At 63.0% G+C, this 18,836-nt stretch carries 17 protein-coding genes and 1 tRNA gene; 11 read left to right on the plus strand and 7 right to left on the minus strand.

The annotated features are described in order from the left end of the window. Positions 1-125 precede the first annotated feature (125 nt). Positions 126-1,481, minus strand: coding sequence for a trigger factor (gene tig, locus KPG66_RS07420; RefSeq protein WP_013435438.1), 1,356 nt, complete (start codon positions 1,479-1,481; stop codon positions 126-128). A gap of 455 nt (positions 1,482-1,936) precedes the next feature. Here tig and KPG66_RS07425 point away from each other — a divergent pair, with 455 nt between their 5' ends. Further along, on the plus strand, positions 1,937-2,446 hold the full coding sequence (locus tag KPG66_RS07425; RefSeq protein ID WP_013435440.1) for a MarR family winged helix-turn-helix transcriptional regulator: 510 nt from the start codon (positions 1,937-1,939) through the stop codon (positions 2,444-2,446). Here the strand turns inward: KPG66_RS07425 and KPG66_RS07430 are convergent. Both KPG66_RS07430 and KPG66_RS07435 read right to left on the minus strand, forming a co-directional pair. Continuing rightward, complete coding sequence (locus KPG66_RS07430) at positions 2,443-2,694, minus strand: hypothetical protein (RefSeq protein ID WP_041753578.1); 252 nt, start codon at positions 2,692-2,694, stop codon at positions 2,443-2,445. The two genes, KPG66_RS07425 and KPG66_RS07430, sit on opposite strands and share 4 nt — an antisense overlap. Before the next feature lie 148 nt (positions 2,695-2,842). Beyond that, positions 2,843-2,929 (minus strand) — tRNA-Leu (locus tag KPG66_RS07435). A 198-nt stretch (positions 2,930-3,127) separates the two neighbouring features. On the opposite strand from KPG66_RS07435, the gene KPG66_RS07440 reads away from it, so the two are divergent. Then, positions 3,128-3,949, plus strand: a complete 822-nt coding sequence (locus tag KPG66_RS07440; protein ID WP_041754293.1) for a squalene/phytoene synthase family protein — start codon at positions 3,128-3,130, stop codon at positions 3,947-3,949. A gap of 201 nt (positions 3,950-4,150) precedes the next feature. On the opposite strand, the gene KPG66_RS07445 is transcribed toward KPG66_RS07440, so the two are convergent. Both KPG66_RS07445 and KPG66_RS07450 read right to left on the minus strand, forming a co-directional pair. Next, entirely contained in the window at positions 4,151-4,423 is a 273-nt protein-coding gene (locus tag KPG66_RS07445; protein ID WP_013435443.1) for a hypothetical protein, read from the minus strand. 84 nt (positions 4,424-4,507) lie between these two features. Further along, the gene (locus tag KPG66_RS07450) at positions 4,508-4,822 is read right to left on the minus strand and encodes a hypothetical protein (protein ID WP_041753580.1); all 315 of its coding nucleotides are present in this window, start codon (positions 4,820-4,822) and stop codon (positions 4,508-4,510) included. Between the two features lie 184 nt (positions 4,823-5,006). On the opposite strand from KPG66_RS07450, the gene ompR reads away from it, so the two are divergent. Then, positions 5,007-5,732, plus strand: coding sequence for an osmolarity response regulator transcription factor OmpR (gene ompR / locus KPG66_RS07455; protein WP_013435445.1), 726 nt, complete (start codon positions 5,007-5,009; stop codon positions 5,730-5,732). 60 nt (positions 5,733-5,792) lie between these two features. Continuing rightward, a complete protein-coding gene (locus tag KPG66_RS07460) occupies positions 5,793-7,157 on the plus strand; it encodes an ATP-binding protein (RefSeq protein ID WP_237070429.1) in 1,365 nt (454 codons plus the stop codon). A 124-nt stretch (positions 7,158-7,281) separates the two neighbouring features. Here the strand turns inward: KPG66_RS07460 and ispF are convergent, their stop codons facing one another. Then, complete coding sequence (gene ispF / locus KPG66_RS07465; RefSeq protein WP_013435447.1) at positions 7,282-7,761, minus strand: 2-C-methyl-D-erythritol 2,4-cyclodiphosphate synthase; 480 nt, start codon at positions 7,759-7,761, stop codon at positions 7,282-7,284. Between the two features lie 76 nt (positions 7,762-7,837). After that, positions 7,838-8,575 (minus strand): 2-C-methyl-D-erythritol 4-phosphate cytidylyltransferase, encoded by a 738-nt coding sequence (gene ispD, locus KPG66_RS07470; RefSeq protein WP_237070436.1) that lies wholly within the window; start codon positions 8,573-8,575, stop codon positions 7,838-7,840. A 91-nt stretch (positions 8,576-8,666) separates the two neighbouring features. Between ispD and mfd the strand changes: the two genes are divergently transcribed. The 7 genes from mfd (at position 8,667) to KPG66_RS07505 (ending at position 18,793) form a co-directional block, all read left to right on the plus strand. Beyond that, positions 8,667-12,164, plus strand: a complete 3,498-nt coding sequence (gene mfd / locus KPG66_RS07475) for a transcription-repair coupling factor (RefSeq protein WP_013435449.1) — start codon at positions 8,667-8,669, stop codon at positions 12,162-12,164. Positions 12,165-12,323: 159 nt separating this feature from the next. Next, positions 12,324-13,577, plus strand: coding sequence for an acetylornithine deacetylase (argE, locus tag KPG66_RS07480; RefSeq protein WP_041753582.1), 1,254 nt, complete (start codon positions 12,324-12,326; stop codon positions 13,575-13,577). After that, a complete protein-coding gene (locus KPG66_RS07485; RefSeq protein ID WP_237070438.1) occupies positions 13,564-14,637 on the plus strand; it encodes a pyridoxal-phosphate dependent enzyme in 1,074 nt (357 codons plus the stop codon). The genes argE and KPG66_RS07485 overlap by 14 nt, the downstream gene beginning before the upstream one ends. Positions 14,638-14,909: 272 nt before the next feature. Continuing rightward, positions 14,910-15,113, plus strand: a complete 204-nt coding sequence (locus tag KPG66_RS07490; protein ID WP_237070445.1) for a DUF1289 domain-containing protein — start codon at positions 14,910-14,912, stop codon at positions 15,111-15,113. A gap of 581 nt (positions 15,114-15,694) precedes the next feature. Continuing rightward, on the plus strand, positions 15,695-15,904 hold the full coding sequence (locus KPG66_RS07495) for a DUF2945 domain-containing protein (RefSeq protein WP_013435454.1): 210 nt from the start codon (positions 15,695-15,697) through the stop codon (positions 15,902-15,904). A 109-nt stretch (positions 15,905-16,013) separates the two neighbouring features. Next, positions 16,014-17,225 carry a putative DNA modification/repair radical SAM protein gene (locus KPG66_RS07500; protein ID WP_237070447.1) on the plus strand — a complete coding sequence of 404 codons (1,212 nt, stop codon included), beginning with the start codon at positions 16,014-16,016 and terminating at the stop codon, positions 17,223-17,225. Further along, positions 17,222-18,793: a UdgX family uracil-DNA binding protein gene (locus KPG66_RS07505; RefSeq protein WP_237070449.1), complete on the plus strand. Its 1,572-nt coding sequence runs from the start codon at positions 17,222-17,224 to the stop codon at positions 18,791-18,793. The genes KPG66_RS07500 and KPG66_RS07505 overlap by 4 nt, the downstream gene beginning before the upstream one ends. Positions 18,794-18,836: the final 43 nt, after the last annotated feature.

Here is an 18,836-nt window from a genome sequence, read left to right on the forward strand (position 1 = left end):
GTATGGAGTTGTTCGATGCTTCGGTGATGCAACGATAACCGGAATGCAAAAACTGCGCACAAATGATAAACGGCGTTCGAAACCGTCTATCCGACCGTTTCGCCCGCCGCCCTATTGCGCTGCCGTTACGCCTGAGCCGCCTGCGAGGCGTTCGCCAGTTCCTCGAAGCCGACTTCCTTATCGGTCACCTTCGCCTTGCCCAGCACGAAGTCGACGACGTTGCTCTCGACTACGTACGCTTCCATCTCGGCAAGGCGCTGCTGGTTCGAATAATACCAGCGCACGACTTCCTTTGGGTCCTCATAGCTCTTCGCGAATTCGTCCACCTCGGCCCGGATCTGCTCGGGTTTCGCCTCCAGCTTATGCTCCTTGACCAACTCGGCCAGGATCAACCCAAGCTTCACGCGACGCTCGGCCTGCTCCTTGAACATCTCGGCCGGAATCGGGGCTTTCGCCGCATCGGGCACGCCGCGTTGCGCCAAATCCTGACGGGCCATTTCGACCAGACGCTGCTGGTCCTGCTCGATCAGCGCAGTCGGCGCATCCAACTCAGCGAGTTTTAACAGCGCATCCATGACCTGATTCTTCAGGATGGCCTGCGTGCGGCGCTTCGCCTCACGTTCCAGATTATCTTTGATCTCCGCCCGCATCTTCGCCAAGTCGCCATCCGCGATACCGAGCGACTTCGCAAATTCCGTGTCGATTTCGGGCTGATGCGGCCATTCGACCTTTTTGGCGGTGATCGTAAAACGCGCGGTCTTGCCAGCCACTTCCTTACCCTGATAATCATCGGGGAACTTCAAATCAAATTCTCGCGACTCGCCCGCCTTCAAGCCCAGCGCCGCCTGCTCGAACTCCGGCAGCATCCGGCCTTCGCCGAGCACGAACGCGAAGTCCTGCGCACTGCCGCCGGCAAACGCCTCGCCGTCGATCTTGCCCACAAAGTCGACTGTCACGCGATCGCCGCTCTGCGCGCTGACATCGTCGCCGCCTGTGCCATGCTCGCCCGCCTCGCCACGGGGGTGGAAATGCACCCGCTGCTTACGCAGGATTTCGAGGGTACGGTCGATCTCTGCGTCGCTGATCGTCGTCGTGGTCCGCTCGATTTCCGCGCTCGAGATGTCGCCGAGCTTCACTTCCGGATAGACCTCGAACGTCGCATCGAACGCATACGCATCGCCCTGCGCCGGCTCCTGCTTCGCCGCGAAGCTCGGTTGCCCCGCCACGCGTAGGTTCTCCGCGCGGCTGACGTCGAAGAACGCCTTGCCAATCTTGTCGCTGAGCACTTCCGCCTCAACCTGGCCGGCGTACTGCTGCGTGACCATCTTCAGCGGCACTTTGCCGGGACGGAAACCAGGCATGCGGACATTCTTTGCCAGCTTGCGGATACGCGCGTCGATTTCCTTTTGAACGACCTCCTTCGGCAGCGAAATCGTCACGCGCCGTTCGAGTTTGCCGAGGTTTTCTACAACGTTAGCCATGAATTCAATCCGTCCTAAAGTGTTCGAGCGTCTGGTTCTCCGTGCGCCAGGCGACCGGCGGCCCGATACCGGGGAACGCGCGCGGTGGCACAGCCAGTCGGGTCTGGAAAGCCAGGTAGTTTAGCAAACTATTGACGCGTGACATCGGAAATCGCGGTTTTATCCCGTTTGGCGCACGATTTTACCCGCGCGCCGTCGCGCCTGCCCTACGGCTGGCAGCGCGCGTCGCGTTTGATAAGCTCTCGGTTCACCCCGTTGCTGACCGGCCAACCCCAAGACGCTAGGAGACTGGTTGTTTCAATGCCTGCTTCTTTATCTAATCGTACCGACGCCCGCCCACCGGCCGCCACGGCTATGCAGCCATCCCATGTCGGGGCCCGTACCCAGCACGGCGCGTCGGTGATTGTCGTGGCACCGGTTCACCTTTCTACGCTAGACGCTTTAACAGGAGCAACATGACTTCTGCCGATCAATCCGGCCTGGCCCAATTCCTCACCTACCGCATACACGTGCTCAACAAGTTGTCCGAGCGCGGCATCAGCGAACTTTACCAGCGTAAAATCGGCATATCGATCGCTGAGGCGCGCGTGATCGCAGCCGTCGGCGCATTCGGGCCGTTCTCGGTCATCGAGCTGGCCCGGCACGCCAATCTCGACAAGAGCCAGGCAAGCCGCGCCGCGGAAGCGTTGATGCGGCGTGCGCTACTGCAACGCCAGGCAAGCCGCGACGATGGACGTATCGTCGTCGTGTCACTGACCCCGGCCGGGCGCGCGCTGTATCGCAAAATCATGCCGATCGCGCGGCGCTGGAACGACAATATGTTCGCCGTGCTTGGCGAGCGTGAGCATGCCCAATTGAGCCGGCTACTCGACAAAGTGATTGCCGCAGCACGCAACGCGGAGGCATCGACGGCACAGAAAACGACCAAGCCGCGCGCCAAACGCACGAGTGCGTCGCCACGCTAGCCGCGCTCGCGGCCTGCGCCGCGTGCATCGGGCGCAAGCCGGGCGGCCGCCTTGACGCCGGCGTCGAGCGCATACTCGGCGGCGGCATTCTGGTTGTCGAATACTGCGTCGATCGCCTGCCGCATGACCCACCCCTCGCGCAGCTTCGCGTCAAGCCGGGAAATGAAGTAAGTGGACGTCCATTCGCCCGGCCGCGTCGAACTCTGCATCGTGCGAACGATAAAATTGCCGACGATCCTTTCGGCCATCTGATTATCCTGCAAAGGGGTAGCGGGTTGCCAATGATCGCGGCACGATCGGCACGGCTGGCACGCAAGCGCAGCGCGGCCCGCTGCTCGCGCACGGCCCTCGCTGGCGCCCTAATGGCGGCCGCGAGATACGTCGACGGTGGATCTGTGGTGCGAGGAAGGGGACTCGAACCCCTACACCCTTGCGGGCGTCAGGACCTAAACCTGGTGCGTCTACCAATTTCGCCATCCTCGCATCCAGGGGCGCATTGCACGCCGCCCGGTTGTCGTGTTCTGCCGCGCCAAAAGGTCGGTCAGCCCGACTTAGACGCTGCAAGCGCAAGATTCTAACCGATTTGCCGCGCGTTGTCTGCACCGCGTGTACGGCCAATGCTAAACTTTGATGCTTTGCGCACGGTACACGCCGCGCGCGCTTTTGCATGTTTCGCTTCGCGTGAATATCGACGATTATTGCCAGCAAAAGGCGGCCCCGGCCGGATCCAGCACGTACTATGCGCTGCGGCAGGCGCCGTTGACCGCGCAGCCGTTGTTGACCGCGCTGTACGCATTGCATCGGGAATTGGCCGAAAGCGTCAGCGAAGTCAGTGATCCAGCCGTCGGGCGCGCCAAGCTCGCCTGGTGGCAACGCGAGTTCGGCGCCCTCGCACAGGACGCGCCAACCCATCCGGTGACGCAAGCCATCGCTCGCTATTACGCCAGCACGGCGCCGATCGAAGCGTTCATGACGTGGCTATCCGGTTACCAGATGGACCTGGATCAGGCACGCTATCTCGATTTCGCAGGGCTGCGCCGTTACGTGGAGCAGGTGGGCGCCGCATTGGCGAGTACCGTAGCCGGAGTGACCGCGCGCGAGCCGACCAGCCTGGCGTCATGGGCCCCGGCGCTCGGGCGGGCGTTGCTACTTGCCGATATCGTCGAGCGCACCGGCGAGGACGCACGGCGCGGCCGCATCTACATCCCGATCGACGAAATGCAGCGATTCGGCGTGACAGCCGCCGACATCCTGCATCGTCGCTACGGCGAAGGCTTCACGCAGTTAATGTCGTTTCAGGTCGAGCGTGCGCGTCGCGCGCTCACCGATGCGCTCGGCGCGATACCGGCCGTCGAGCGCCGGACGCAGCGTGTGCTCCGCGCACAAGCCGCCATGTCGTTGGCACTGCTGCGCGAACTCGAGGCGGAAGACTATCGCGTGCTGCATCAGCGCATCGCACTAACGCCGCTGCGCAAGTTGTGGATTGCCTGGCGCACGCACTGACGCACTGGCGCCCGCAACGGCACCCATCCCTGGGCGCCCGTCGTCTCTGGGCGCTTGCTCAGCGTAACACCCCCGGCAACGTATCGAACCGTGCACCAAGCACGGAGGCCGCCTCGATACCCCACCCTTGCTGCAACACCGTCGCATAGAGCGAGCGGAAATCGATACCGAAGGGCAGATGGCCGTCACCATCGAGCTGGTTCAGTTGCGGCGCGACACCATGGAATCCGCCTTGCGCGCGATCCCGATCGTCGGCCTCAGCTGCCGATAACGCGGATCCTCATACGGAATAACCGTGTTCAACGCATCATTGCCACCATTGAGCTCGATCAGGATCAACGTCATCCGATAGACCGGCACCTCGGGGCCCGCCATGCGTGCGGCAACCGTCGCATGGCGGGCCCACGCCGTAAGCAACGGCGAGCCGAGTGCGCCCAGCGCGGCGCCACTGATAAGAAATTGTCTCCGGTGCACGATCTAGCAAGGTTGGCTGGCGTTCAAAACCCTTGATGGAGATCCGTCAGCGCCGCGGCGTCAATGATCGCGCGGCAGCCAAGCTTATCGCTTGTACAGTTCGCGCACGGCATCTTCGATATGCTGGCGCAGCAGTTGCCGCTCCTCCGGTGTCATGCGCCCATCGCGTCTGCGCTGCTGGTCGAACTCGGCAGGCACGGCGGAGCGATTCGCCGCCTCGCTGGCGGGCGGCTGGGCCGGCTTGGGCGGCGTGTACCGGTGTCGCCCCTTGGGGGATGAAGGCCGCTCGCGGTTATCTTGCGCAAACGCCGGGCTCGTGTAGACGATCGTGCCGGTGACGGCGCCGCCCAGGGCAAGCCCGAGCGCACCTGCCCTCACGTATCGCACCCACCTCGTCATGTCGTTCCCTTCGTTGCTTGCGACAATATTTTGCTCTTCGTTGCGACCATAAGACCCTTGCTTATAACGAAGTCTACGCGTGGCCGGTTTACCACATACGCCGGCATGGGTAAATTCTGTAACCTTATGTAACCCTATAATGAAGCCCAACTCATGTCCGGCCCTAACGCGCTAAGATTCCGCCATGGAAACCAAAAGCCCATCTAAAATCCTCGTGGTCGATGACGATCCCCGTTTGCGCGACCTGTTGCGTCGCTATCTAGGCGAACAGGGTTTCAATGTATACGTGGCGGAAAACGCACCTTCAATGAACAAGCTGTGGGTGCGCGAGCGCTTCGACCTGCTCGTGCTCGACCTAATGCTGCCTGGCGAGGACGGCCTATCGATCTGCCGCCGCTTGCGCGGCAGCAACGACCGCACGCCGATCATCATGCTCACGGCAAAGGGAGAGGATGTGGATCGCATCGTTGGCCTCGAGATGGGTGCAGACGATTATCTCCCGAAACCGTTCAACCCTCGCGAGCTTGTTGCGCGCATTCATGCAGTATTGCGTCGCCAAGCGCCATCGGAGTTGCCCGGCGCGCCATCGGAGACGGCGGAAGTGTTCGAGTTCGGCGAGTTCGCGTTGAACCTGGCCACCCGCACGTTGACCAAGAACGGCCAGGAGATCCCGCTGACCACCGGCGAGTTTTCGGTGCTGAAGGTGTTTGCGCGCCAGCCTCGCCAGCCGCTGTCGCGAGAAAAGCTGATGGAGCTAGCGCGCGGGCGTGAATACGAGGTGTTCGACCGCAGCCTCGATGTGCAGATCTCGCGGCTGCGTAAGCTGATCGAGCCCGATCCGGGCAGCCCGCGCTTCATCCAGACCGTGTGGGGCCTAGGCTACGTGTTTATTCCCGATGGCGCCGCCTAAGCACGCACCGCGCGATACACGCGCCGGCTTGATAGATTGCTTCACTAACGCTCTCCTACGATGCGCATCGACCGCCGGTTACTGACGCTCGCGTTCGGCGGCTTATTCTGGCGCACCTTCTTGCTGATTGCCCTGTTGATCGCAGTGAGCCTGGCCGCATGGTTCCAGAGCTTCCGGGTGATCGAGCGCGAACCGCGTGCCGAGCGCGTCGCGATGCAACTGGTGGCGATCGTTAAGCTCACGCGCACTGCGCTGCTGTACTCCGACCCGGATCTGCGTCGTGCGCTGCTGCAGGACCTGGAAAGCAACGAGGGCGTGCGGGTTTACCCGCGTGAGGCCACCGACAAGTACACGCTGCAGCCGGACGAATCATTGACGCGGCTGATCGAGAAGAATATTCGCGCACGGCTCGGCGAGGACACCATCATCGCCCAGTCGGTCAATGACATACCGGGCGTGTGGATCAGCTTCAAAATCGATGACGACGACTACTGGGTCGCGCTGGATCGGGAACAGCTCGACAACGTCACCGGCCTACAATGGTTCGGCTGGGGCACGTTTGCGCTGGCGCTATCGCTATTCGGGGCGGCATTCATCACAAGCCTGGTGAACCGGCCGTTCTCGCGCCTGGCGATGGCGGCGAGCCGGGTCGGCCAGGGGCAGACGCCGGAGCCGCTGCCCGAGCGTGGGCTCGGTGTCGCAGCAGAGACAAACCGCAGCTTTAACCAGATGGTTCGCGATTTGCAGCAACTCGAGGCAGACCGCGCGCTGATGCTTGCCGGCATCTCGCACGATTTGCGCACGCCGCTGGCCCGCCTGCGGCTCGAAACCGAAATGAGTCCGTCAGACGATGCGACGAAGGTCGCGATGATCGATGATATCGAGCAGATGGACAGAATCATCGGTCGTTTCCTCGACTATGCGCGTCCGGTGCAGCGTGCACCAGAGCGCGTCGATCTATCCGTGATCGCCAGCGAAGCGGTCGCGCGCATGGCGTCGGAAGACGGCGTGCGCATCACCACGCGGCTATCGCAAGGCGCGATGGTCGATGCGGACGCGACGGATCTGCGCCGCGTAGTTGGCAACTTGATCGAAAACGCACGCAAGTACGGGCGCAGTGCGAATGATGACATCCCGCACATCACGATAGAAACGCAGCTTGTGCATGCCCGCGTCGAGTTGTCGGTGTTGGACGAGGGCCCGGGCATCCCAGATGACCAACTCAGTCTGGTGACCCGTCCGTTCTACCGCGTCGACACGGCCCGCAGCCAGGCAGATGGCACCGGGCTGGGCATGGCAATCGTGCAGCGACTCGTCAGCCGCTACCGTGGTTCACTACGGCTGCGCAACCGCGTGCCCGGTCCGGGGCTAGAGGTCACGATCGATTTTCCGCTCAGCCGCAATGGCCGTCCGGAACCGGTCTGATACGCGCCTCGGCGCATGAGGGCCGCCCTCGGCGCAGCGCCGAGGCATAGCCCCATTGCACCTGCGGGCGAATGCCGGCGCGCGGCAGCGCCCGACGCCGCGCTGCTGCCGCAGCCGCGGCGCCTCAATGGCTGGCGAGTAGCACCACGGCCTGTGCCTCAATGGCCTCGCCGCGGCCAAGATAGCCCAGCTTTTCGTTGGTCTTCGCCTTGACGTTGACCGCGTTGCCATCCAGGCCAAGATCCGCCGCAATGTTCTCGCACATCGCCGGAATGTGTTTGCCCAGCTTGGGTTGCTGCGCGATCACCGTGCTGTCCACGTTGACGATGCGATAGCCCGCCTGCGCCACTCGCCGCGCCGCCTCGCGCAGCAGCACGCGGCTGTCGGCGCCGGCAAAGTGCGCATCGGTATCGGGGAAATGACGGCCGATATCGCCCAGCGCCGCAGCGCCGAGCAGCGCATCGGTGATCGCGTGCAGCAGCGCATCGGCGTCCGAATGGCCGAGCAGCCCGCGTTCATAGGGCACCATCACGCCACCGAGCACCAGCGGCCGCCCCGGCACGAGCGCATGCACGTCGTAGCCCTGGCCAATTCGTAAATTCATTCGTCATTCTCCTGCTGGGTTGAGTGGACTGAGCGCTGCGGCAAGCGGAGCGCGGGGCGCGCAGGCGTGGCAGTGCTCAGCGCGCCGCATCCTGCATGAGGAACGCTTCGGCCAACGCAAAATCGTCCGGATACGTCACCTTGAAGTTGCGCAAGCTGCCCTGCACGACCCGGGGCGCGTAGCCGAGCGATTCGAGCGCGGAAGCCTCGTCGGTCACCGCATGGCCACGCGCCTGTGCCTGCACGAGCGCCTCGCGCAGTGTGCCGATACGAAACATTTGCGGCGTCTGCGCCTGCCACAGGTTGTCGCGCGGCTCGGTCGCGCCGATACGCGGCGTTGCCGGGCCGTTGCTGCCCGCAGGACACTGCGACGGATTGACCCGCTTGAGCGTGTCAGCCACCGGCATCGCCATGATGCCGCCCACCGGGTCGTCCCGCACGGCGGCCACCAGCGCGCGGATCAACTCCGGCGTGATGCCCGGTCGCGCTGCGTCATGAACCAGAACCCAGTCATCGTCGCGCGCGCCGAATTCGGCCAGCGCGAGCAGCCCGTTGTACACCGATGCATGCCGGCTTTCGCCGCCGCAGCGCTTGACCGCGTAGCGCAACGCGCCCAAGCGCCGTGGATCGAAATAGCCGTCGTCGGGTGCGAGCACCACTAGGGTTTGGGTAAACTCCGAGCATGCATCGAAAGCCGCCAACGAGTAGTACAACAGGTTGCGGCCGGCAATCGTCCGGTACTGCTTCGGGATTGGCGAGCCCGCGCGCGAGCCGGTGCCGGCGCAGGGAATCAGGGCAAACAGGCGGGAGGTCACGAAAGTCGCACAATCCGTGCAAAGTCAAAATGTAAGACGGATTTTATAATAGACGATTAAAGTTGCCGCCCGCAGCCCTCATTGCCTGCTCATGCCCGATTATTCCGCTACCCTACCCGATTCACCGCCCGCCCCGTTCGCCTGCCCCGTTCCATTCATCAAGGAGGGCCAGCGCTATGCATTCGATGGCGCCTCGGGATCCGCCGATGCGCTGGCGATTGCGCGCTACCATTTAGCGTATCGCGACCGCATGCCGATGCTTGCGCTGATCTGCGCAAGCGCGGTCGATGCGCAGCGCCTGCAGCAGGAAATCGGCTGCTTCGCGCCCGACGTGCGCGTGCGGCTTCTACCCGACTGGGAAACCCTACCGTACGATACCTTCTCGCCGCATCAGGACCTGGTGTCGGAGCGTCTCGCCACGCTGCACGACCTGGGCGAAGGCCGCTGCGACATCCTGGTCGTGCCGGCCACGACCGCATTGTATCGGATGCCGCCGGCCACGTTCATGGCCGCGTACACCTTCGAATTCAAGCAAGGCCAGCGGCTGGACGAAGCCAAGCTCAAGTCACGGCTCACGCTGGCCGGCTACGAGCACGTGAGCCAGGTCGTGCGTCCGGGCGAATACTGCGTGCGCGGCTCGCTGATCGATTTGTTCCCGATGGGCTCGTCGCTGCCGTACCGGATCGACCTGTTCGACGACCAGATTGATTCGATTCGCGCGTTCGATCCCGATACGCAGCGCAGTCTTTACCCGGTGCACGACGTACGCCTGCTGCCGGGACGCGAGTTCCCGTTCGACGAGGCTGCGCGCACGGCGTTTCGCAGTCGATGGCGCGCCGAATTCGAAGGCGATCCGTCACGCGCGCCGATCTATAAGGACATCGGCAATGGCGTGCCGTCGGCGGGTATCGAATACTACCTGCCACTGTTCTTCGAGGACACCGCGACGCTGTTCCACTATCTGCCCGAGCACACGCATTTGGTACTGGTCGGCGATATCGAGGCGTCGATCCGGCAGTTCAGCGCCGAGACAAAGCAACGGCACGCGTTTCTGTCGCATGAGCGCGAGCGTCCGATTCTAGCGCCTGCGCGACTGTTCCTATCCGAGCAGGACTTCTTCACATTGGCCAAGCCGTTTGCGCGGCTCTCGCTCGGCACGAAATCCTCGGACGACGCCCAGCGCTGGTCGATGCCGCTGCCCTCGCTGGCAATCGACCGGCACGCGCAGGATCCAGTTGACGCACTGCGCCGCTATCTCGGCACGGCAGGCCATCGGGTTCTGCTCGTCGCGGAGTCAGCCGGACGCCGCGAGACCCTCTCTCAATTGCTCGTCGATCACCATCTGCGAGCGTCGCTGTTCGATTCGTTCGACGCGTTCGTACAAGGCGACGCGCCGTTTGGGTTAGCCGTCGCGCCCGTTGCATCCGGCTTCGTGCTACCGGCCGAGCATATTGCGCTGGTCACCGAAACCGAGCTGTACGGGCCGCTTGCACGCCGTGCCAGCCGGAGACGCCAGGAACAGGCCAGCGACGTCGATTCGATGGTGCGCGATCTGTCTGAGCTGAAGGTCGGCGACCCTGTCGTTCACAGCCAGCACGGTGTCGGACGGTACATGGGCCTGGTGACGATGGACTTAGGCGAAGGCGACACCGAGTTCCTGCACTTGGCGTATCAGGGCGACAGCAAGCTGTACGTGCCGGTGTCGCAGTTGCACGTGATCTCTCGCTACGGCGGCGCCGATCCGGACAGCGCACCGCTGCACGCGCTTGGCTCGGGCCAATGGGAAAAAGCCAAGCGGCGCGCCGCCCAGCAGATCCGCGATACCGCAGCAGAGCTGCTGAACCTATATGCGCGCCGCGCAGCGCGCCAGGGCCATGCGTTCGCGCTGGACCCGCGCGACTACGTGCGCTTTGCAGAAAGCTTTGGTTTCGACGAGACGCCGGACCAGGCCGCCGCCATCGCCGCGGTGATCGGCGATATGACCAGTGGCAAGCCAATGGACCGGCTGGTGTGCGGCGACGTCGGGTTCGGCAAGACCGAAGTGGCGCTGCGCGCAGCCTTCATCGCCGTGCTCGGCGGCAAGCAGGTGGCGTTGTTGTCGCCGACGACGCTGCTGGCCGAGCAGCACGTGCAGACCTTCACTGACCGTTTTGCCGACTGGCCGGTGCGCATCGCCGAGTTATCGCGCTTCAAGTCCACCAAGGAGGTCAATGCCGCGATCCAGGCGATCAACGACGGCAATGTCGACATTGTGATCGGCACCCACAAGCTGCTGTCCGCTGATGTGCGCTTTAAGCGCCTGGGGCTCGTGATTATCGACGAGGAGCACCGCTTCGGCGTGCGGCAAAAAGAAGCCCTCAAGGCGCTGCGCGCGGAAGTGGACGTGCTGACATTGACCGCTACGCCGATCCCTCGCACGCTGGGCATGGCGCTGGAAGGGTTGCGGGACTTCTCGGTGATCGCCACTGCACCGCAAAAGCGCCTGGCGATCAAGACCTTTGTGCGGCGCGAGGAAGACAGCGTGATCCGCGAGGCGATGTTGCGCGAGCTTAAGCGCGGTGGCCAGGTTTACTTTCTGCATAACGAGGTCGAGTCGATCGACAGCCGCCGCGCGGCGCTCGAAGCGCTGGTGCCCGAAGCCCGCATCGCGGTGGCGCACGGCCAGATGCACGAGCGCGATCTCGAACGCGTGATGCGCGACTTCGTCGCGCAACGGGCCAACGTGCTGCTGTGCACGACAATCATTGAAACCGGGATCGACGTGCCGAGCGCCAACACGATCCTCATTCATCGCGCCGATAAATTTGGCCTGGCCCAGCTGCACCAGTTGCGGGGCCGTGTCGGTCGCTCCCATCACCAAGCGTACGCCTACTTGCTGGTCAACGACCCGCAGTCGCTGAGCCGGCAGGCGCAGCGCCGCCTCGAGGCGATTCAGCAAATGGAGGAGCTGGGGGCCGGCTTTTATCTCGCGATGCATGATCTGGAGATCCGCGGCACCGGGGAGGTGCTGGGCGAGAAGCAGTCAGGCGACATCCAGGAAATTGGCTTCCAACTCTATACTGATATGCTCAACGACGCCGTGCGCGCGTTAAAGGATGGCCGCGAGCCGGACTTGAACGCGCCGCTGGCCGCCACCACCGAGATCAACCTACATATGCCGGCAATCCTGCCGGCCGATTATTGCAGCGACGTGCAGGAGCGCCTGTCGCTGTACAAGCGCCTGGCTAATTGCGAAGCAGGCGAGGCCATCGACGGCATCCATGAAGAGCTGATCGACCGCTTCGGCAAGCTGCCGGTACAGGCGCAGGCGCTGATTGAAACGCATCGACTGCGGCTGGCCGCCAAGCCGCTAGGCATTATCAAGATCGACGCGGCGGAAAGCGCGATTGGGCTGCAATTCGTCCCGAATCCACCGATCGACGCGATGCGCATCATCGAAATGGTGCAAAAGCACCGGCACATTAAGCTGGCGGGGCAAGACAAGTTGCGGATCGAGTTGCACAGTCCTGACCTGGCGAGCCGGATCGCGACGGTTAAGGAAACGCTGCGGGCGTTAGGCGCACCGGGCAAGCAGCGGACCAACGCATGAGCGGCGCCACGCTGTGCCGCTCATGCACGGCGCACAACCGCCTGAGTCAACGCTTGAGTCAAACTCCGTGCGCACGGCGCTAACGGAATTGATGCCTCGCCGCTTTGGAACGGATTCGTTTTTGGGTATGATCGACTCGTGATCAATGGGAGCCACACTATGTCTGCATCCGCGACATCGGCGTCGGCCGGTTCATCGGCCGCGCTGCCGGGTACTCCACCCTCGCCCGATCTGCCCGCCAGTGCCACCGCCATTGCGTGGACTGAGAAGCTGATTAGCTTCGATACCACAAGCCGCCTGCCCAACCTCGGATTGATTGAAACAGTACGCGACTACCTGCGCTCAGCCGGTCTTGACGCGACGCTGACGTACGACGAAACGGGCCAATGGGCTAACCTGTTCGCCACTGTACCGGCCCATGACGGCACTACACACGGCGGCATCGTGCTGTCCGGCCACACCGACGTGGTGCCGGTTGAGGGACAGCAATGGGACAGCGATCCGTTCGTTGCCCGCATCGACGACGGTAAGCTCTACGGGCGCGGCAGCTGCGATATGAAGGGGTTCATTGGCACCGCGCTCGCTTTGCTGCCGCAGATGCAGTCGGCGAAGCTCGCCAAGCCGATTCATTTCGCGCTGTCGTTCGACGAGGAAGTGGGTTGCGCCGGCGCCCCCCTGCTGCTCTCGGATCTGCAAAAGCGCGGCCTGCGGCCCGAAGGCTGCATTGTTGGTGAGCCGACCAGCATGCGCCCGATCGTCGCCCACAAGGGAATCAATGCCTACCGCTGCTGCGTGCGCGGGCACGCGGCCCACTCATCGCTGACGCCACAGGGGCTCAATGCAATCGAATATGCGGCGCGGCTGATTTGCCACATACGCGACGTCGCGCAGCGCTACCGCTCACACGGGCCGTTCGACACGCTCTACGACGTGCCATTTACGACCGCACAGACCAGTACAATCACCGGTGGCAACGCGATCAACACGGTCCCAGCGCACTGCGAATTCCAGTTCGAATTCCGCAACCTGCCGACGATGGATCCGCAGGCCATCCTGGCGCAGATCGAGACGTATGCGCGTGATACGCTGCTGCCGCAGATGCGCCGCGAGCATCCGGACGCAGCCATCGAGATCTCAGAGATCGCCGCTGCCCCGGGGCTGGACGCCAGCGAGCAGGCGGCGATCACGCAACTGGTACGGGCGCTCACCGCCGACCAAGCCAAGCGCAAGGTCGCATACGGCACCGAGGCCGGCCTGTTCCAGCGTGCCGGGATCCCGACCGTCGTCTGCGGGCCGGGCAATATCGAGCAAGCCCATAAGCCCAACGAATTTGTTTCGCTCGAGCAACTTGGCGCGAGCGAGTCATTCATTCACAAACTGATCACCAGTCTCGAGGTTCATGCACATGTCTGATTGGGCCGTGCCGCCGCCTGTTTCGAAGCCGTTGCCCGCGTCCGCGGCGAACCTATCGACAACGCCCGCGTCGGTTGATGGCCAACGCGTACCGACGCTGGATGATATCGCCGCGCAGCACCTAGCGCTCGCCCCATGGGTGATTCGCACGCCGACCTTCGATCGCAGCGATTTTCCGTCCCTCGAAGGCACGACGATCAACTTCAAGTTCGAGTTATTCCAAGCCGCAGGCTCCTTCAAAGTGCGCGGCGCGTTCTCCAACCTGCTGGCGCTGAACGACGCGCAGCGCAGCGCCGGCGTCACGTGCGTGAGCGCCGGCAATCACGCGGCCGCCGTCGCGCACGCCGCGATGCGCCTGGGTATCAGCGCTAAGGTGGTGATGCTCAAGACGGCCAGCCCAACGCGCATCGAGTTGTGTCGGCAGTACGGCGCCGAAGTGGTATTCGCCGACGATGGCGCGCAGGCGTTCGACAAGGTCCGACGCATCGAGGCGGACGAGCGGCGCTGCTTCATCCATCCGTTCAATGGGTATCGCACCGTGCTCGGTACCGCGACGCTCGGCTACGAATGGGCCACGCAGACGCCAGCACTGGACGCGGTGATCGTGCCGGTCGGCGGCGGCGGGCTCGGTGCGGGTGTCGCCACCGCGTTGCGCCTGGTGAACCCGCGCCTTCATGTCTATGGTGTCGAGCCGGAAGGGGCCGACGCGATGAGCAAGAGCTTCGCGGCAAACCATCCGGTGAAGATGGGCCCGATGCGCAGTGTCGCCGATTCGCTGTTGGCGCCGCACACCGAGGCGTACAGCTACGAGCTGTGCCGCCGGCACATCGACCGGATGGTGACCGTCTCCGATGACCAGTTGCGCGTGGCCATGCTGCGCTTGTTCGAGCAACTGAAACTGGCTGTCGAGCCTGCGTGCGCGGCGGCGCTCGCCGCACTGCTCGGGCCGCTGCGCGATGCGCTCGAAGGCAAGCGCGTCGGCGTGCTGCTGTGCGGCACCAACACCGATCCCGATACGCTGTACCAGCACCTGACCTACGCGCGCACGCTGTCGAGCTAGCTTTCCGTTTCCTGAAGCGACCCCTAGCCTGAGGTACGTGTTAGATTCTTCACGCAATTCGAATACGGGTGGCAATTGAAGGAAATGCGTGGCGAATGTTTCAGCGCGATAGTTCGATGCCTTCGTGATTCGCCAATCTTGCCGATTGCGGGCTTGGCTGCACTTCGAGCACCGTCACGGTCGGCTCAATAGACAGGCCAGGCTCGATGGACGGGCCAATACGGATCGTTTAGCATGGGCGTTTTCGCCTTCCCATTTTCGACGCGTTATCGATGAGTTCCCCCCTTCACTCGCAGCCGGACAGCCCTTGCATCGGCGTATGCTCCACGTTATTTGACGAAGTCTGCAAAGGCTGCGGCCGGACGGCGGCAGAGGTGTCGAACTGGGTGTTCATGACCGACGATGAAAAGCGCGCGGTCTGGGAGCGCATCACGCGCGATGGAACCGCGATGCGTTTCACGCGCGCCGCCGATTGAGTCGCAGGCCAATGCAGCACCAATGAACACGCGCTGCGGGCCCTAGGCAGCCGCCCCGGGGGTGGACCGCCTACGCACTAGCCAAACTGCCCCGAGCAGAGCGCTTCATGCTGGCAACGTCGTTTTTTGCGCGGGGCAAATGACCGACCTTCCCCATCGTTCAAGACAGGTCAACAGGGAGAGGCAAGGCGTGCTCCTCCGGCGTAATAGCCAATAAACAAAAGCCATTTCACGCCAACAACACGGTGGCTGCGTGACTTCGTTCGGCGTGCTGTGCGCTGCCCGGTTTCGGGCCAGGGAAAAATGCTCGTCCACGTCAATCAGACGCTCAATCAGGCAAGCGTGAAGCGAAGCATGTCGTCGGCATCGGACAGGCATTGCGGAGTTCGTGCCAGTGCAATGCCGGCAGTCACGTCTACGCAAGCGCCGGTGCAAAAAATCGTCGTTAAGAAAGTTAACAAGCCCTCACCTCGCCCTGGCATCTGATTTATCGAATCGGTTACGCGCCGTGGGCGGCACGCTTGTTGCGCGATAGCCGATCGTCGGGGCCAATTCGGCCGCCGCGCTTCCGGGAGATCAGTATGTCCACTTTATCCAAAGGCGACAAAGTCCAATGGCAAACTTCACGGGGACGCACGGACGGTGTCGTCACCCGTAAGGTGACAGGTACCGCTAAGGCGGGCCGCCACGTCGTTAAGGCATCTGCGCGCGACCCTCAGTACGAAGTCAAAAGCGCACGTACTGGCAAAACTGCAATCCACAAAGCGGATGCGCTGAAGAAAGTGGGCTAACGATCCGTGGCGATAGTGTCGCGTGGCCCCCGCTCTATGGTGACGCTTCGGTTGCGGCCCACGCGCAAAAGCGTATAATACTGTATATACATACAGTATCACCATCGCGATGGAATTGCTGAAGAAGCTCGAAATTTTGGCAGACGCGGCCAAATACGATGCATCATGCGCCAGCAGCGGCGCGCCTGAACGAGATGCACGAGCGCGCGTTGGACTAGGTGCCAGCGTAGGCGCCGGAATTTGCCATAGTTACACGCCCGATGGCCGGTGCGTGTCGTTGCTGAAGATCTTGCTGACCAATTTTTGCCAGTACGATTGCCAGTATTGCGTGAACCGGCGCTCCAGCAATGTCCCGCGCGCGCGCTTTTTGCCGCAGGAAGTCGTCAATCTGACGATGGATTTCTACCGGCGCAATTACATCGACGGCCTATTTCTCAGTTCCGGCGTGATCCGCAGCGCCGACTACACGATGGAGCAGTTGGTTCATGTGGCGCGGTCGCTGCGTGAAGAGCACCAATTTCGCGGTTATATTCATTTGAAGACGATTCCGGACGCCGATCCGCGGCTCATCTTGGAGGCTGGCCGATATGCCGACCGGCTTAGCGTGAACATCGAACTGCCGACCGACCGCGGCCTGCAACGGCTGGCGCCCGAGAAAAACGCGTCGACGATCAAGCGCGCCATGGGATCGATCCGTCTGGCTCGGGAACAAGCGCAGAGCGAGAAACAGGCGCCACTCAACGCGCCGGCCGGACAAAGCACGCAAATGATCGTGGGCGCCGATGATGCTGACGACCGCACCATTTTACGCACTGCGCAAACGCTGTACGGTGCATACCAATTGAAACGCGTGTATTACTCCGCTTTCAGCCCAATCCCGGACAGCCCGCCTGCGCTTCCGTCGTACGCTCCGCCGCTCCTGCGCGAGCATCGGCTGTATCAGGCGGACTTCTTGTTGCGCGGTTATGGTTTTCGTGCTGAAGAGCTGTTTCAAAAAGACGGCGATCTGCCACTGGACATCAACCCAAAGCTAGCCTGGGCGTTGGCGCACCGCGAATCGTTTCCGGTCGATCTGAATCGCGCGCCGCCGTGGCTGATCGCACGCGTACCGGGCATCGGCGTACGCAATGCAAAACGGCTGGCGCAGTTGCGTCGCGTGCGCGCGATCCGCTATCACGATTTGATTCGCCTGCGTTGCGTAATGGATCAGGTCAAATCGTTTATTGTGGCGCAGGACTACAGGCCCGCACGAGTCGATATGCCATCGGAACAGCTGCGGCGCGCCCTGTCGCGCGCGCCCGTACAATTGGCGTTACTATGAATGGCGCGTGTCCATCCACGCTGATGGTCGATGGCGGCTACGCCAGTTGGCGCTCGCAGGCGTTGCGCGCGCTCGCGGCGCGTTGGCCACCAGAGGCCGTGACATGGGTCGAACGTGGTTCGGTAACAAGCATCACCACAGCGCAAATGCCGCTGGACTATCCAACCACCGCACCGGTCGCATGCGACGAGCGAACGCAAGCATCCGGTGCGCACAGCGACAACGCCGATTTGCGCGTGAACGTCTCGAGCGCGTTGGCGTCACTGCTGCAAGACGCCGCGCTGTATCGTTCGCCGCAACGTTGGGCGCTTTTATATCGGGTTCTGTGGCGATGGTGGCATGGCGATCGGGCAGTGGCATCGGCGGCCGACGAAGACGGCGCGCGACTGCACGCGATGGCCAGGTCCGTGCGTCGTGCCAAGCACGACATGATCGCGTACGTGCGTTTTCATCGACGTGGCGGCGCTGCGATGCCGGAATATCTGGCCTGGTACGAACCCGAGCATGACGTGTTGGCATACGCCGCAGAGCACTTTGCACGCCGCATGGGAACGTCGTCCTGGTGGATCGGCACGCCACAAGGCGCGGCGCTGTGGGATGGCGCGACGCTGCAGTTCTCGGCCGTATCCGGCGATGCGGTGGCAATACGGGCCGGTGCCGCTGTTGACGAAGTCGAATCGCTGTGGCTCGCCTATTACAAAAGCACTTTCAATCCGGCGCGGCTGAACGAAACAGCGCTGCACCAGCACATGCCAGTGCGCTTTTGGAAAAGTTTACCTGAGGGACCACTGATACCGGCAATGATCGCCGACGCGCGAAGTGGCGCGCGTCGTATGGCGCAGGCTAGCACAGTGCGCGCGATGACAGGCAAGCCGGTCATCGTGGACGCGCAGCGCGCGCGGCCGTCACGGCCGGTCCCGTCTTCGCTCGACGAATGCCGTCGCTGTGAATTGTGGCGCAATGCTACCCAGGCGGTGCCGGGCCACGGTCCGGAAACCGCCCGGATGATGCTGATCGGCGAACAACCGGGGGACTACGAAGACTTGGCCGGCCGCGCGTTCGTGGGCCCCGCCGGTCAGGTGCTGGACGAGGCGCTGCGCCGCGCCGGTGTGCCGCGCGACACGGTTTTCCTGACCAATGCAGTCAAGCACTTCAAATGGCTTGCGCGCGGCAAGCGGCGTTTGCACAAAACGCCAGCGCAACGCGAGATCGACGCTTGCGCCCATTGGCTAGAGCACGAACTGGCGCGTGTGCGGCCAGCCGTCATCGTTACGCTGGGTGCCACGGCGCTGAGGGCGGTCCTGCGCCGCAACGTCAACATGCAGGACTATCTGCACGCTCCTGTGCGGCTCGGCGATACGTGGCTGGTCGCCACGTGGCATCCGTCCTACGCGCTGCGAGTAGACGACGCTGCGGCGCGGGAAAAGATCGTTGCGGCAATGGGAAAAGCCGTCGCGTGCGGACAGCAGTTGGCCACGGCAGCTGTTGACGCGGGATGCGCGCGAGGCATGCAGGACGCGTCATTAGCCCGGCTCACATGCCGCATTTTTTATTATCGAGTAGGCTAGCCAAGGCCTATATCCGCTAGGCACGACTTACGAGAACGCTGCC

The sequence above is a fragment of the Mycetohabitans sp. B2 genome (assembly GCF_021733735.1).
GTDB classification, from domain to species: Bacteria; Pseudomonadota; Gammaproteobacteria; order Burkholderiales; family Burkholderiaceae; genus Mycetohabitans; species Mycetohabitans rhizoxinica.